The following is a 14,596-nucleotide window of genomic DNA, read 5'->3' on the forward strand; positions in this document are numbered from 1 at the left end:
TATGTTTCGTAATGTAAAAGAATTAATTGAGATTACTAAAGAAAAACAAATATTGATCTCTGATGTGATGATAGCTCAAGAGATGGAAGTAACAGAAAAAACAAAAGAGGACATTTTTCAGCAGATGGATCATAACCTGTCTGTTATGGAAGCGGCGGTTCAGAAAGGACTCGAGGGAGTTACGAGCCAAACGGGCTTAACAGGCGGAGATGCCGTTAAATTGCAGGCCTATATTCGATCAGGAAAAAGCCTGTCTGGCCCGCTGATTTTAGATGCTGTATCGAAAGCCGTTGCAACAAATGAAGTAAATGCAGCAATGGGAACCATCTGTGCGACACCGACTGCAGGTTCTGCCGGTGTGGTGCCCGGTACGTTATTTGCTGTAAAAGAAAAGCTGAATCCAACAAGAGAACAAATGATCCGCTTTTTGTTTACGGCCGGGGCTTTCGGATTTGTCGTGGCTAATAACGCAAGCATTTCCGGCGCCGCCGGAGGATGTCAGGCAGAGGTTGGATCAGCTTCAGGCATGGCGGCTGCGGCCATTGTTGAAATGGCAGGAGGAACACCCGAACAAAGCGCGGAAGCCATGGCCATTACATTAAAAAATATGCTAGGCCTCGTGTGCGACCCTGTTGCAGGGCTTGTTGAGGTGCCTTGCGTGAAACGGAATGCGATGGGCGCGTCAAATGCAATGATTGCCGCTGATATGGCATTGGCGGGCATTACAAGCCGTATTCCATGTGATGAGGTTATCGATGCCATGTATAAAATAGGCCAAACGATGCCAACTGCACTTAGAGAAACAGGCCAGGGCGGTTTAGCGGCAACACCGACAGGAAGAGAATTAGAGAAAAAAATTTTCGGAGGAGCGCTAGGTTCACGTGAAACAACATCAGCAAACTAGTATAGCTAACATTAAGGGTATTGGGCCGGAAACAGAAAAAACATTACACGAACTCGGTATTTATGACATTTCTGATCTTCTGAATTATTTCCCTTATCGCTATGATGACTACGAGCTGAGGGATTTAGAAGAAGTAAAGCATGATGAAAGAGTCACAGTTGAAGGGAAGGTTCATTCAGAGCCTTCTCTTACCTATTACGGAAAAAAACGAAACAGGCTGACATTCAGGCTTCTGGTCGGCCACTATTTAATTACAGCCGTATGTTTTAACCGGCCTTATTTGAAGAAGCAGCTTTCGCTCGGCTCTGTGGTGACGGTTTCAGGTAAATGGGACAAGCACCGCCAAACCATCTCTGTTCAGGAGTTGAAAAACGGGCCGCATCAAGAAGACAAAAGCATTGAACCAGTGTATTCTGTGAAAGAAAATGTTACCGTCAAAATGATGAGGCGGTTTATTCAGCAGGCGCTGACCCAATATGCAGACTCACTTCCTGATCCTCTTCCGGAAAAGCTAAGAAAAAGCTATAAACTGCCTGACTATTATCAAGCGTTAAAAGCAATGCACCAGCCTGAAACAAGGGAAGCATTAAAGCTTGCCAGACGGCGGTTTGTTTATGAAGAATTTTTGTTGTTTCAGTTGAAAATGCAGGCGTTCCGAAAGGCGGAAAGAGAGCAGACACAAGGGATACGGCAGCGTTTTTCAAACGAAGAACTCATGAGATTTATCAAAAGCCTCCCGTTTCCCCTCACAAACGCCCAGTCACGCGTTCTTCGCGAAATAACAGCAGACATGTCTTCTCCATACAGAATGAACCGTCTTCTTCAAGGGGACGTTGGATCAGGAAAAACGGCAGTCGCCGCCATTGCACTGTATGCCGCGATCCTATCCGGATACCAAGGAGCGCTCATGGTGCCGACAGAAATTCTGGCCGAGCAGCATGCTGATTCGCTCGTTTCGCTATTTGAAAAATGGGACGTCAGCGTTGCTCTTTTGACAAGCTCTGTTAAAGGGAAGCGGCGAAAAGAACTGCTTGAGCGTCTTGCGGCGGGTGAGATTGATATTCTTGTAGGAACCCACGCTTTAATCCAAGACGAGGTGGAGTTTAAGGCGCTGAGTCTCGTTATTACTGATGAACAGCACAGATTTGGAGTTGAGCAGCGCAAAAAGCTTCGGAACAAAGGGCAGGATCCCGATGTTCTCTTTATGACAGCCACTCCAATCCCAAGAACGTTAGCGATCACAGTGTTCGGTGAAATGGATGTATCTGTCATCGATGAGATGCCGGCTGGACGAAAGAGAATCGAAACCTATTGGGTAAAACATGACATGCTGGATCGTATATTGGCATTTGTCGAAAAAGAATTAAAGCAAGGCAGGCAGGCTTATATCATCTGTCCGCTGATTGAAGAATCAGACAAGCTTGATGTGCAAAACGCCATTGACGTGTACAATATGCTTTCTGATATTTTTCGGGGAAAATGGAATGTCGGCCTTATGCATGGAAAGCTGCATTCCGATGAAAAAGACCAGGTCATGAGAGAATTCAGCGCAAATCACTGTCAAATTCTCGTATCAACCACTGTTGTGGAGGTTGGCGTGAATGTTCCGAATGCAACAATTATGGTGATTTATGACGCCGACCGTTTCGGACTATCACAGCTTCACCAGCTGCGCGGCCGTGTTGGACGGGGTGAGCATCAATCTTTCTGTATTCTGATGGCTGATCCAAAATCAGAAACAGGGAAAGAACGGATGAGGATCATGTCGGAGACCAATGACGGTTTCGAGCTGTCTGAAAAGGATCTGGAACTGAGAGGTCCCGGTGATTTCTTCGGGAAAAAACAAAGCGGAATGCCGGAATTTAAAGTGGCGGACATGGTTCATGATTACAGAGCGCTTGAAACGGCAAGGCAGGATGCTGCGAATCTTGTGGCTTCTGACGCGTTCTGGAAGGAGCCGGAATACGCTGTGTTAAGAGATGAATTGCTGAAGAGCGGAGTAATGGACGGGGAAAAATTAAGCTGAGTATCAGAAGTTTTTGGTGTTCAGCCAGAAACAATCGTTGCATTCCAATCTATGAAATTATATACTACTATTAGTACCTAGTCTTAATTGTCCGGATGGTGTTTAGATATGAGAAGAAATAAGAGAGAACGCCAGGAATTACTTCAGCAGACGATTCAAGCAACCCCCTTTATTACAGATGAAGAATTAGCGGGTAAATTCGGGGTGAGCATCCAGACGATACGTTTGGACCGCTTAGAGCTTTCCATACCTGAACTGAGAGAAAGAATTAAGAACGTGGCAGAGAAAACACTTGAGGACGAAGTGAAGTCTCTGTCACTTGATGAAGTTATCGGAGAAATTATTGACCTTGAGCTGGATGATCAGGCGATATCCATTTTAGAAATAAAACAGGAGCACGTGTTCAGCCGGAATCAGATTGCGAGAGGACACCATTTATTTGCACAGGCGAATTCTTTGGCAGTTGCAGTCATTGATGACGAGCTGGCGCTGACTGCAAGTGCAGACATCCGCTTTACAAGACAGGTAAAGCAGGGTGAACGTGTCGTAGCAAAAGCGAAAGTGACGGCTGTCGAAAAAGAAAAAGGAAGAACGGTTGTCGAAGTGAACAGCTACGTTGGCGAAGAAATTGTTTTTTCTGGACGCTTTGACATGTATCGTTCAAAACATTCATAAAGGTGGAGCATGCATGAGAATAGCTGTAGATGCAATGGGAGGAGACCACGCTCCCAAAGCTGTTATTGACGGAGTTATAAAAGGTATAGAGGCATTTGATGATCTCCATATCACACTTGTCGGTGACAAAACAACGATAGAATCACATTTAACAACTACATCAGATCGCATCACGGTGCTGCACGCAGATGAAGTGATTGAGCCTACGGATGAACCTGTCCGTGCCGTGCGAAGAAAAAAGAACTCATCTATGGTTCTTATGGCGCAGGAGGTTGCGGAAAACAGAGCTGACGCCTGCATTTCAGCAGGAAATACCGGTGCATTAATGACAGCCGGTCTCTTTATTGTCGGAAGAATTAAAGGAATTGACCGTCCGGCGCTTGCCCCGACACTTCCGACTGTTTCGGGAGACGGATTTCTTCTCCTTGATGTCGGCGCCAATGTCGATGCCAAACCGGAGCACCTCGTTCAATATGCCATCATGGGTTCTGTTTATTCTCAGCAAGTGCGCGGTGTCACTTCACCGAGAGTCGGACTTTTAAATGTCGGAACAGAAGATAAAAAAGGAAACGAACTGACGAAGCAGACGTTTCAAATTTTAAAAGAAACAGCAAACATCAATTTTATCGGAAACGTGGAAGCGCGAGACCTTTTAGATGATGTGGCGGACGTTGTAGTAACAGACGGCTTTACCGGGAATGTTACACTCAAAACGCTGGAAGGCTCTGCGTTGTCTATTTTTAAAATGATGAGAGACGTAATGACGTCTACTTTGACATCCAAGCTTGCAGCAGCTGTGCTGAAGCCAAAATTGAAAGAAATGAAAATGAAAATGGAGTATTCGAATTATGGCGGAGCAAGTCTTTTTGGCTTAAAAGCGCCTGTGATCAAGGCGCACGGCTCTTCAGATTCAAATGCTGTATTCCATGCGATTCGGCAAGCAAGAGAGATGGTCAGCCAAAATGTGGCTGCGCTCATTCAGGAAGAAGTGAAAGAAGAAAAAACAGATGAGTAGTCTGGAGGTTTTTACATCATGAGTAAGATTGCATTTTTATTCCCGGGTCAGGGATCACAATTTATCGGCATGGGAAAAGAGCTTTATGAACAGGTGCCTGCTGCAAAGCGTCTGTTTGATGAAGCCGATGAAACGTTGGAAACAAAACTCAGCTCGCTTATTTTTGAGGGGGATGCTGAAGAATTAACACTTACATACAATGCGCAGCCTGCTTTGCTTACGACAAGCATCGCTGTTCTTGAGAAATTTAAAGAATCTGGCATTACACCTGATTTCACAGCAGGACACAGCCTTGGTGAATATTCTGCACTGGTTGCGGCTGGCGCTCTGTCTTTCAAAGATGCTGTTTATACCGTCAGAAAGCGCGGAGAGTTTATGAATGAAGCGGTGCCGGCTGGCGAAGGAGCAATGGCTGCGATTCTCGGCATGGATGCTGAAGCATTAAAGCGAGTAACCGATAAAGTCACAGAGGAAGGCAACCTTGTACAGCTTGCGAATCTCAACTGTCCTGGCCAAATCGTCATTTCCGGAACAGCTAAAGGGGTTGAGCTTGCATCTGAACTGGCAAAAGAGAACGGCGCAAAACGCGCAATTCCGCTTGAAGTAAGCGGTCCGTTCCATTCTGAACTGATGAAACCGGCTGCTGAAAAGCTGAAAGAGGTATTGGACGCCTGTGACATAAAAGACGCTGACGTTCCGGTCATCTCAAATGTTTCTGCTGACGTGATGACTGAAAAAGCAGATGTCAAAGAAAAACTTATTGAGCAGCTTTACTCTCCGGTTCGTTTTGAGGAAAGCATTAACAAGCTGATCGCAGAGGGTGTTACGACTTTTATTGAAATCGGTCCCGGAAAAGTGCTTTCAGGCCTTGTGAAAAAAGTAAATAGACGGTTAAAAACAATTGCTGTATCAGATCCGGAAACGATCGAGCTGGCAATTCAAACGCTTAAGGAGGAGAATGATAATGCTTAATGATAAAACGGCTATTGTCACTGGCGCATCCCGCGGAATCGGCCGCTCAATCGCCCTTGATCTGGCAAAAAGCGGCGTCAATGTTGTCGTGAACTACTCCGGCAATGAAGCGAAAGCAAATGAAGTGGTTGATGAAATCAAATCTATGGGCAGAAACGCAATTGCTGTCAAAGCGGATGTATCAAATCCCGAAGATGTACAAAACATGATAAAAGAAACGCTATCAGTTTTTTCTACGATTGACATTCTGGTTAATAATGCCGGGATTACAAGAGACAATCTCATCATGAGAATGAAAGAAGACGAATGGGATGACGTTATTAACATTAACCTGAAGGGTGTTTTCAACTGCACGAAAGCTGTTACAAGACAAATGATGAAACAGCGTTCAGGCCGCATTATTAACGTATCGTCTATCGTCGGCGTCAGCGGAAACCCTGGACAAGCCAACTATGTGGCTGCAAAAGCCGGCGTCATCGGTTTAACCAAGTCTTCTGCTAAAGAGCTCGCCAGCCGAAATATTACGGTAAACGCAATAGCGCCAGGATTTATCTCAACTGATATGACAGATAAACTTGCAAAAGACGTTCAAGACGAAATGCTGAAACAAATTCCGCTCGCGCGCTTTGGTGATCCTAGCGATGTCAGCAGTGTTGTCACGTTCCTAGCTTCAGAGGGAGCTCGTTATATGACAGGCCAAACGCTTCATATTGACGGCGGAATGGTGATGTAAGTTTTTTCTCGAAAATTTCATCATAGTTTCTCTAGTTTTTTAAAAACGAATCCACTATAATACTTGAGGGGAGGTGAATTGCTATGGCAGACACATTAGAGCGTGTAACGAAAATCATCGTAGATCGCCTTGGCGTTGATGAAGCAGACGTCAAACTTGAAGCTTCTTTCAAGGAAGACTTAGGTGCTGATTCCCTAGATGTAGTTGAGCTTGTTATGGAACTTGAAGACGAGTTTGATATGGAGATTTCTGACGAAGATGCTGAAAAGATTGCAACAGTCGGCGACGCTGTGAACTACATACAAAACCAGCAATAAGCTGATGCTAAAAGTCCCGCCGAAACGCGGGGCTTTAGCCCTTTATTCGTGCAGTTATTACAGCATGCCGCTTTTACGCGCGCTGTATCCGGTTTAGTCAGAGAAGCGCGGTGAACCTGATGTGCCTATGGAGGTTACTATGTCAAAACACTCACATTATAAAGATAAAAAAAAGTTCTATAAAAAAGTAGAACAATTTAAAGAGTTTCAAGAACGGATTTCGGTTCACTTTCAAAATGAAAAGCTTTTGTATCAAGCATTTACACATTCATCTTATGTGAATGAGCATCGGAAAAAGCCGTATGAAGATAATGAAAGGCTTGAATTTTTAGGTGACGCTGTTTTGGAACTGACGATCTCCAGATTCTTATTTGCCAAATACCCGGCTATGAGTGAAGGAGATTTGACGAAATTGAGAGCCGCAATTGTTTGCGAACCGTCTCTCGTTTCATTGGCTCACGAGCTGTCATTCGGCGATCTTGTCCTGTTGGGTAAAGGCGAGGAAATGACAGGCGGAAGAAAGCGTCCTGCTCTATTGGCGGATGTTTTTGAGGCATTTATCGGAGCCTTGTACCTTGACCAAGGATTAGAGCCGGTCGAAAGTTTCTTAAAAGTTTATGTGTTCCCTAAAATTAACGATGGTGCTTTTTCTCATGTGATGGATTTCAAAAGCCAGCTGCAGGAATACGTGCAGCGGGACGGCAAAGGCTCTCTGGAGTATAAAATCTCCAACGAAAAAGGACCTGCGCACAACCGTGAATTTGAAGCCATCGTATCTCTAAAAGGTGAACCACTCGGAGTCGGAAACGGCCGTTCAAAGAAAGAAGCCGAACAGCACGCTGCTCAGGAAGCTTTAGCTAAATTGCAAAAACACCATACGAAACAATAAAATCCCCCTTATGACTCAGGGGGATTTCAGTATGTATGCCGTCTTATTTCACCAATGTTTATGATAGAATTGAAATACTTATTACATAAGGAGGATCGCTATGTTCCTCAAACGTTTAGACGTTATAGGATTTAAATCATTTGCAGAACGGATTTCCGTAGACTTCGTTAAAGGCGTGACAGCAGTTGTCGGGCCGAACGGAAGCGGAAAAAGCAACATCACGGATGCCATTCGCTGGGTTCTCGGCGAACAATCGGCACGCTCTCTTCGCGGCGGAAAAATGGAAGACATCATTTTTGCCGGGAGTGACTCAAGAAAGCGATTAAATCTAGCTGAAGTTACGCTTACTCTTGATAATGATGATCATTTCTTGCCAATTGACTTCCACGAGGTGAGTGTCACAAGACGTGTGTACAGATCAGGTGAGAGTGAGTTTCTGATTAACAATCAGCCGTGCCGCTTGAAGGATATTATTGATTTATTTATGGACTCTGGCCTTGGTAAAGAAGCATTTTCTATTATCAGCCAAGGGAAAGTGGAAGAGATCCTGAGCAGCAAAGCGGAGGATCGCCGCAGTATCTTTGAAGAAGCGGCCGGGGTGCTTAAATATAAAACGAGAAAGAAAAAAGCAGAAAATAAACTGTTTGAGACACAGGACAATCTAAATCGGGTAGAAGATATATTACATGAGCTTGAAGGACAGGTTGAACCTCTTAAAATTCAAGCTTCAATAGCGAAAGACTACCTTGAGAAAAAGAAAGAGCTGGAGCATGTTGAAATTGCGCTGACTGCCTATGATATCGAAGAGCTGCATGGTAAATGGTCGACTCTTAAAGAGAAAGTGCAGATGGCAAAAGAAGAAGAGCTTGCTGAATCGTCTGCTATTTCTGCGAAAGAAGCAAAGATTGAGGATACAAGGGACAAAATACAAGCGCTTGATGAGTCAGTAGATGAGCTCCAGCAAGTTTTACTGGTAACTAGTGAAGAGCTGGAAAAGCTTGAAGGCCGTAAAGAAGTCCTGAAAGAACGAAAGAAAAACGCTGTGCAAAACCAAGAACAGCTTGAGGAAGCCATCGTTCAGTTTCAGCAAAAAGAAACGGTTCTGAAAGAAGAGCTTTCGAAGCAGGAAGCTGTCTTCGAAACGCTTCAGGCTGAGGTGAAGCAGTTAAGGGCGCAAGTAAAAGAAAAACAGCAGGCTCTCAGTCTTCACAATGAAAATGTCGAAGAGAAAATCGAGCAGCTGAAAAGCGATTATTTTGAGCTGTTAAACAGCCAGGCTTCGATACGCAACGAACTCCAGCTTCTTGATGACCAGATGTCCCAATCCGCTGTCACATTGCAGAGACTTGCGGACAACAATGAAAAGCACCTGCAGGAACGGCGTGATATTTCAGCGCGTAAAGCCGCATGTGAAACGGAATTTGCCCGAATTGAGCAGGAGATTCACAGTCAAGTCGGTGCATATCGTGATATGCAGACAAAATATGAGCAGAAAAAGCGCCAATACGAAAAAAATGAATCCGCTCTGTATCAGGCATACCAATACGTTCAGCAAGCGAGATCAAAAAAGGACATGCTTGAGACGATGCAGGGAGATTTCTCCGGCTTTTATCAAGGTGTTAAAGAAGTGCTGAAAGCGAAAGAGCGCCTTGGCGGAATTCGCGGAGCGGTTCTTGAGCTGATTTCTACAGAACAGAAGTATGAAACGGCCATTGAAATAGCGCTCGGCGCTTCTGCTCAACACGTCGTGACCGACGATGAACAATCTGCCCGCAAAGCGATTCAATATTTAAAGCAGAATTCCTTCGGCCGGGCGACGTTTCTGCCTCTTTCTGTTATTAGAGACCGCCAGCTTCAAAGCCGTGACGCGGAAACAGCCGCCCGGCATTCATCATTTCTCGGGGTTGCAAGTGAACTTGTCACATTTGATCCTGCGTATCGAAGCGTCATCCAGAATCTTCTTGGAACCGTTCTGATCACAGAGGACTTAAAGGGTGCAAACGAGCTTGCGAAGCTTCTCGGGCACCGGTACCGCATCGTAACCCTTGAGGGAGATGTTGTGAACCCCGGTGGTTCAATGACGGGCGGCGCGGTTAAAAAGAAAAATAACTCCCTCCTTGGAAGAAGCCGGGAGCTAGAAGATGTGACGAAACGGCTCGCTGAAATGGAAGAGAAAACGGCACTGCTTGAACAAGAGGTCAAAACCCTTAAGCAATCCATTCAGGATATGGAGAAAAAACTGGCTGACTTAAGAGAAACCGGGGAAGGCTTAAGGTTAAAGCAGCAGGATGTGAAAGGCCAGCTGTACGAACTTCAAGTTGCCGAGAAAAATATAAATACCCATTTAGAGCTCTATGACCAAGAAAAATCTGCTCTGTCAGAAAGCGATGAAGAGAGAAAAGTGCGCAAACGCAAGCTTGAAGAAGAGCTCTCTGCCGTATCTGAAAAGATGAAACAGCTTGAAGAGGACATAGACAGACTGACAAAACAAAAACAAACGCAATCCTCAACGAAAGAGTCTCTCTCCAACGAGCTGACTGAGCTGAAGATCGCAGCGGCCAAAAAAGAGCAGGCTTGCAAGGGGGAAGAGGACAACCTTGCCAGATTAAAGAAAGAGCTCACTGAAACAGAGCTTGCGTTAAAAGAAGCAAAAGAAGACTTAAGCTTCTTAACGTCAGAGATGTCATCTAGCACCAGCGGCGAAGAAAAGCTGGAAGAAGCAGCAAAACATAAATTGAATGACAAAACGAAAACGATCGAACTGATTGCATTAAGGCGCGATCAGCGCATCAAGCTTCAGCATGGGCTTGATACGTATGAGCGTGAGCTGAAAGAAATGAAACGCCTGTATAAACAAAAAACAACGCTCTTAAAAGACGAAGAAGTCAAACTCGGACGAATGGAAGTCGAGCTTGATAATTTACTCCAGTACTTGCGGGAGGAATACAGCTTGTCCTTTGAGGGAGCAAAAGAGAAATATCAGCTTGAAACTGATCCAGAGGAAGCCAGAAAGCGCGTGAAGCTGATTAAACTTGCAATTGAAGAGCTTGGTACCGTGAACCTCGGAAGCATAGATGAGTTTGAGAGGGTCAACGAACGGTACAAGTTTCTGTCGGAACAAAAAGAAGATTTAACAGAAGCGAAAAATACCTTGTTCCAAGTGATTGAAGAAATGGATGAAGAAATGACGAAACGCTTTAACGACACATTCGTCCAAATCCGCTCACACTTTGATCAAGTTTTCCGCTCCTTATTCGGAGGAGGGCGAGCTGAACTGAGGCTCACTGATCCTAACGATCTGCTTCATTCAGGAGTCGAGATTATCGCTCAGCCGCCGGGGAAAAAGCTGCAAAACTTAAACCTCCTGTCAGGCGGAGAGCGTGCGCTTACTGCTATAGCGCTCTTATTCTCAATCCTAAAGGTTCGTCCTGTGCCGTTTTGCGTCCTTGACGAAGTAGAGGCTGCGCTCGACGAAGCGAATGTGTTCCGGTTTGCGCAGTATTTAAAAAAATACAGTAGTGATACCCAGTTTATTGTGATTACCCACAGAAAAGGAACGATGGAGGAAGCGGATGTGCTTTATGGCGTAACCATGCAGGAATCCGGTGTTTCCAAGGTAATCTCAGTTAAGCTGGAAGAAACAAAAGAATTCGTTCAGTAACGAGGAAAGAGGTTAAAAGATGAGCTTTTTTAAAAAATTAAAAGAGAAAATCACAAAACAGACAGATTCCGTATCTGAAAAGTTTAAGGACGGCCTTGAAAAAACAAGAAACTCCTTTCAAAACAAAGTGAATGATCTTGTATCCCGTTACCGTAAAGTGGATGAGGATTTCTTCGAAGAGCTTGAAGAGGTTCTTATCAGCGCTGATGTCGGTTTTACAACCGTTATGGAATTAATAGATGAGCTGAAAAAAGAAGTCAAACGCAGAAATATTCAAGATCCAAAGGAAGTCCAGTCAGTGATTTCTGAGAAACTGGTCGAGATTTATAACAGTGGAGATGAGCAAATTTCAGAACTGAACATCCAGGATGGGCGTTTAAACGTAATCCTTCTGGTAGGTGTAAACGGCGTCGGGAAAACAACAACGATCGGAAAGCTTGCTCATAAAATGAAACAAGAAGGAAAATCTGTCGTACTTGCCGCCGGAGACACTTTTAGAGCGGGGGCCATTGAACAGCTGGAAGTGTGGGGAGAGCGTACAGGAGTGCCTGTCATTAAGCAGACGGCCGGAAGCGATCCGGCGGCTGTCATCTACGATGCTGTTCATGCTGCGAAAGCAAGAAATGCCGATGTATTAATTTGTGATACGGCAGGTCGTCTCCAAAACAAAGTAAATCTCATGAAAGAGCTTGAAAAAGTGAAACGTGTTATCGAAAGAGAAGTTCCTGAAGCTCCGCATGAGGTGCTGCTTGCCCTTGATGCCACGACCGGCCAAAATGCAATGGCTCAGGCAAAAGAGTTCTCTAAAGCAACAAATGTTACCGGCATTGCTTTAACGAAGCTTGACGGTACGGCAAAAGGCGGTATCGTCCTTGCGATTCGCAACGAGCTTCACATCCCGGTTAAACTAGTCGGTTTAGGAGAAAAAGTTGATGATCTTCAGGAATTTGATCCAGAATCCTATGTGTACGGACTCTTTTCAGATTTAGTGGAAAAAGCCGACGATTAAGAAAAAGGCCCCAACATCTTGGGGCCTTTTCTTTTTTATCTTCTTACTTGATAGGCGAAATGATAAAGGCTGTTATCAGTGGATACCAGTCTTGATTCACCAGAAAAAACTCTGAATGGGATGATGTCATAGTAATGAACGGAAACAGATGTGTAATACGTATAGTAACCAGCAGCTGGCCCCAAATACATTGGAACCTCAAATGTTCCGTTTGCATCAGTGGTTCCTGAAGCAGTTTGTGTTGTGTTTCCGACCTTCGTGTCCGCTTCAAATCTTACGGGCGCGTTTGGCACTGGCTGTCCGTTTTGGTCGAGTAATTTGCCGCTTACTGTAATATTGTACTTGACTCGCCAATATTGACCTTGTCCGTAATTGATTTTACCGTAAACCCCTCCATCTGTGCTGATATTTGTGATCGAAGCCTTATAAGGTGCCTCAGCAGCGTCTGCTTGCTCCGGAAAACCTATTGTAAACAGGGCTGCCAGACATAACATAAACAATAAACCGATTTTTTTCATAAAAATCCTCCTTTAAATAGGGTTCATATACAATATCGGAATAAATTGGATGATATTTAGCGTATTTTGGAAAAAGTTAATCACCGCTTTGACAAGATAAAAACTTGACAGTGTCAATAAAACCGTGTAAACTAAGTTATCGTAAAGGGATTTGACTTAACAAAGGGGAGAGCTCAAATGTCACTCGAAAAGACAACGAGAATGAATTATCTGTTTGATTTTTATCAGTCGTTGTTGACGTCAAAACAGAAGAGCTATATGTCGCTTTATTATTTGGACGATTTCTCCCTAGGCGAAATAGCCGAAGAATATGAGGTTTCAAGACAAGCTGTTTATGATAACATCAAACGAACAGAAGCAATGCTTGAACAATATGAAGAAAAGCTGCTCCTTTTGAAAAAGTTTCAGGAGCGTAAAGAGATGTTTAATAAGCTGAAGGAGCTTGCTTCCGGTTCAAAAGAAGAGGAAGAAATTACAGCTCTGATTGAAGCGCTTGAGAAATTAGATTAGGAGGCGGCAAACTATGGCATTTGAAGGATTAGCCGACCGACTGCAGCAGACGATTTCTAAAATCCGCGGAAAAGGGAAAGTCAGCGAACAAGATGTAAAAGATATGATGCGTGAGGTTCGCCTTGCGCTGCTTGAGGCTGACGTTAACTTTAAAGTAGTCAAAGATTTTGTCAAAAAAGTAAGTGAACGCGCTGTAGGCCAAGACGTCATGAAAAGTCTGACGCCCGGCCAGCAGGTCATTAAAGTTGTTCAAGAGGAACTGACTGAGCTGATGGGCGGCGAAGAGAGCAAAATCGCCGTCGCAAAAAGGCCGCCGACTGTTATTATGATGGTCGGTCTCCAAGGTGCCGGTAAAACGACAACAAGCGGTAAGCTTGCGAATCTGCTGCGCAAAAAGCATAATCGCAAACCGATGCTGGTTGCTGCCGATATTTACCGCCCAGCCGCAATTAAGCAGCTGGAAACACTCGGCAAACAGCTTGATATGCCTGTTTTCTCTCTTGGCGATCAGGTCAGTCCTGTAGAAATAGCTAAACAGGCTATTGAGAAAGCCAAGGAAGAACATTATGACTATGTCATTTTGGATACGGCAGGGCGCTTGCATATCGACCATGAACTGATGGATGAACTGACCAACGTCAAAGAAATCGCGAATCCGGAAGAAATTTTCCTGGTTGTCGATTCAATGACCGGTCAGGACGCTGTGAATGTTGCCAAAAGCTTTAATGAACAGCTCGGTTTAACCGGTGTTGTGTTAACTAAGCTGGATGGAGACACACGCGGCGGAGCTGCGCTTTCTATTCGCGCTGTCACAAACACGCCAATTAAGTTCGCAGGTTTGGGCGAAAAGCTTGATGCGTTAGAGCCGTTCCATCCTGAACGCATGGCATCAAGGATTCTCGGCATGGGCGACGTGCTGACATTGATTGAAAAAGCACAGGCGAGCGTCGATGAAGACAAAGCCAAAGAGCTGGAACAAAAAATGAGAACGATGAGCTTCACATTGGACGATTTTCTGGAGCAGCTCGGGCAAGTCAGAAACATGGGGCCGCTTGATGAGCTTCTGCAAATGATGCCGGGTGCAGGTAAAATGAAAGGTCTGAAAAACATCCAAGTTGATGAAAAACAGCTGAATCATGTGGAAGCAATCATCAAATCAATGACTGTTCTTGAAAAAGAACAGCCGGATATTATCAATGCCAGCCGGCGGAAGCGGATTGCAAAAGGAAGCGGGACATCCGTACAGGAAGTCAACCGTCTGCTTAAGCAGTTTGATGAAATGAAAAAAATGATGAAGCAGATGACAAACATGTCAAAAGGCAAGAAAAAAGGGTTTAAGCTACCTTTTATGTAATCGGTTATACATG

At 44.6% G+C, this 14,596-nt stretch carries 13 protein-coding genes; 12 read left to right on the top strand and 1 reads right to left on the bottom strand.

What is annotated here, in order from left to right:
• The first annotated feature begins 1 nt into the window (after nucleotide 1).
• The 10 genes from sdaAA (at nucleotide 2) to ftsY (ending at nucleotide 12,201) form a co-directional block, all read left to right on the top strand.
• On the top strand, nucleotides 2-904 hold the full coding sequence (gene sdaAA / locus bslm_RS08290) for an L-serine ammonia-lyase, iron-sulfur-dependent, subunit alpha (RefSeq protein ID WP_003232049.1): 903 nt from the start codon (nucleotides 2-4) through the stop codon (nucleotides 902-904).
• Nucleotides 882-2,930 carry an ATP-dependent DNA helicase RecG gene (gene recG, locus bslm_RS08295; RefSeq protein WP_014479767.1) on the top strand — a complete coding sequence of 683 codons (2,049 nt, stop codon included), beginning with the start codon at nucleotides 882-884 and terminating at the stop codon, nucleotides 2,928-2,930. Before sdaAA ends, recG begins: the two co-directional genes overlap by 23 nt.
• A gap of 108 nt (nucleotides 2,931-3,038) precedes the next feature.
• On the top strand, nucleotides 3,039-3,605 hold the full coding sequence (fapR, locus tag bslm_RS08300) for a transcription factor FapR (protein WP_003232044.1): 567 nt from the start codon (nucleotides 3,039-3,041) through the stop codon (nucleotides 3,603-3,605).
• A 13-nt stretch (nucleotides 3,606-3,618) separates the two neighbouring features.
• Nucleotides 3,619-4,620, top strand: a complete 1,002-nt coding sequence (gene plsX, locus bslm_RS08305) for a phosphate acyltransferase PlsX (RefSeq protein ID WP_003232041.1) — start codon at nucleotides 3,619-3,621, stop codon at nucleotides 4,618-4,620.
• Between the two features lie 18 nt (nucleotides 4,621-4,638).
• Nucleotides 4,639-5,592, top strand: coding sequence for an ACP S-malonyltransferase (gene fabD, locus bslm_RS08310; protein ID WP_046160398.1), 954 nt, complete (start codon nucleotides 4,639-4,641; stop codon nucleotides 5,590-5,592).
• On the top strand, nucleotides 5,585-6,325 hold the full coding sequence (gene fabG, locus bslm_RS08315) for a 3-oxoacyl-[acyl-carrier-protein] reductase (protein ID WP_046381016.1): 741 nt from the start codon (nucleotides 5,585-5,587) through the stop codon (nucleotides 6,323-6,325). The genes fabD and fabG overlap by 8 nt, the downstream gene beginning before the upstream one ends.
• 83 nt (nucleotides 6,326-6,408) lie before the next feature.
• A complete protein-coding gene (gene acpP / locus bslm_RS08320; protein WP_003154310.1) occupies nucleotides 6,409-6,642 on the top strand; it encodes an acyl carrier protein in 234 nt (77 codons plus the stop codon).
• A 139-nt stretch (nucleotides 6,643-6,781) separates the two neighbouring features.
• A complete protein-coding gene (gene rncS / locus bslm_RS08325; RefSeq protein WP_003232030.1) occupies nucleotides 6,782-7,531 on the top strand; it encodes a ribonuclease III in 750 nt (249 codons plus the stop codon).
• A gap of 100 nt (nucleotides 7,532-7,631) precedes the next feature.
• Entirely contained in the window at nucleotides 7,632-11,192 is a 3,561-nt protein-coding gene (smc, locus tag bslm_RS08330; protein ID WP_046381017.1) for a chromosome segregation protein SMC, read from the top strand.
• Between the two features lie 19 nt (nucleotides 11,193-11,211).
• Nucleotides 11,212-12,201 carry a signal recognition particle-docking protein FtsY gene (gene ftsY / locus bslm_RS08335; RefSeq protein ID WP_003232026.1) on the top strand — a complete coding sequence of 330 codons (990 nt, stop codon included), beginning with the start codon at nucleotides 11,212-11,214 and terminating at the stop codon, nucleotides 12,199-12,201.
• A gap of 35 nt (nucleotides 12,202-12,236) precedes the next feature.
• Here ftsY and bslm_RS08340 read toward each other — a convergent pair whose 3' ends face one another.
• The gene (locus bslm_RS08340) at nucleotides 12,237-12,719 is read right to left on the bottom strand and encodes an Ig-like domain-containing protein (protein ID WP_046381018.1); all 483 of its coding nucleotides are present in this window, start codon (nucleotides 12,717-12,719) and stop codon (nucleotides 12,237-12,239) included.
• 177 nt (nucleotides 12,720-12,896) lie between these two features.
• Here bslm_RS08340 and bslm_RS08345 point away from each other — a divergent pair, with 177 nt between their 5' ends.
• Together bslm_RS08345 and ffh are read left to right on the top strand one after the other, a co-directional pair.
• Complete coding sequence (locus tag bslm_RS08345) at nucleotides 12,897-13,229, top strand: putative DNA-binding protein (protein WP_003238590.1); 333 nt, start codon at nucleotides 12,897-12,899, stop codon at nucleotides 13,227-13,229.
• Nucleotides 13,230-13,242: 13 nt separating this feature from the next.
• Nucleotides 13,243-14,583, top strand: coding sequence for a signal recognition particle protein (gene ffh / locus bslm_RS08350; protein ID WP_014479771.1), 1,341 nt, complete (start codon nucleotides 13,243-13,245; stop codon nucleotides 14,581-14,583).
• Nucleotides 14,584-14,596: the final 13 nt, after the last annotated feature.

This window comes from Bacillus sp. LM 4-2 (assembly GCF_000978495.1).
Lineage (GTDB): Bacteria > Bacillota > Bacilli > Bacillales > Bacillaceae > Bacillus > Bacillus subtilis.

Coding starts and splice junctions, on each gene's coding strand:
- sdaAA (WP_003232049.1), top strand. CDS start 2: ATGTTTCGTAATGTAAAAGAATTAATTGAGATTACTAAAGAAAAACAA.
- fapR (WP_003232044.1), top strand. CDS start 3,039: ATGAGAAGAAATAAGAGAGAACGCCAGGAATTACTTCAGCAGACGATT.
- plsX (WP_003232041.1), top strand. CDS start 3,619: ATGAGAATAGCTGTAGATGCAATGGGAGGAGACCACGCTCCCAAAGCT.
- fabD (WP_046160398.1), top strand. CDS start 4,639: ATGAGTAAGATTGCATTTTTATTCCCGGGTCAGGGATCACAATTTATC.
- fabG (WP_046381016.1), top strand. CDS start 5,585: ATGCTTAATGATAAAACGGCTATTGTCACTGGCGCATCCCGCGGAATC.
- acpP (WP_003154310.1), top strand. CDS start 6,409: ATGGCAGACACATTAGAGCGTGTAACGAAAATCATCGTAGATCGCCTT.
- rncS (WP_003232030.1), top strand. CDS start 6,782: ATGTCAAAACACTCACATTATAAAGATAAAAAAAAGTTCTATAAAAAA.
- smc (WP_046381017.1), top strand. CDS start 7,632: ATGTTCCTCAAACGTTTAGACGTTATAGGATTTAAATCATTTGCAGAA.
- ftsY (WP_003232026.1), top strand. CDS start 11,212: ATGAGCTTTTTTAAAAAATTAAAAGAGAAAATCACAAAACAGACAGAT.
- bslm_RS08340 (WP_046381018.1), bottom strand. CDS start 12,719: ATGAAAAAAATCGGTTTATTGTTTATGTTATGTCTGGCAGCCCTGTTT.
- bslm_RS08345 (WP_003238590.1), top strand. CDS start 12,897: ATGTCACTCGAAAAGACAACGAGAATGAATTATCTGTTTGATTTTTAT.
- ffh (WP_014479771.1), top strand. CDS start 13,243: ATGGCATTTGAAGGATTAGCCGACCGACTGCAGCAGACGATTTCTAAA.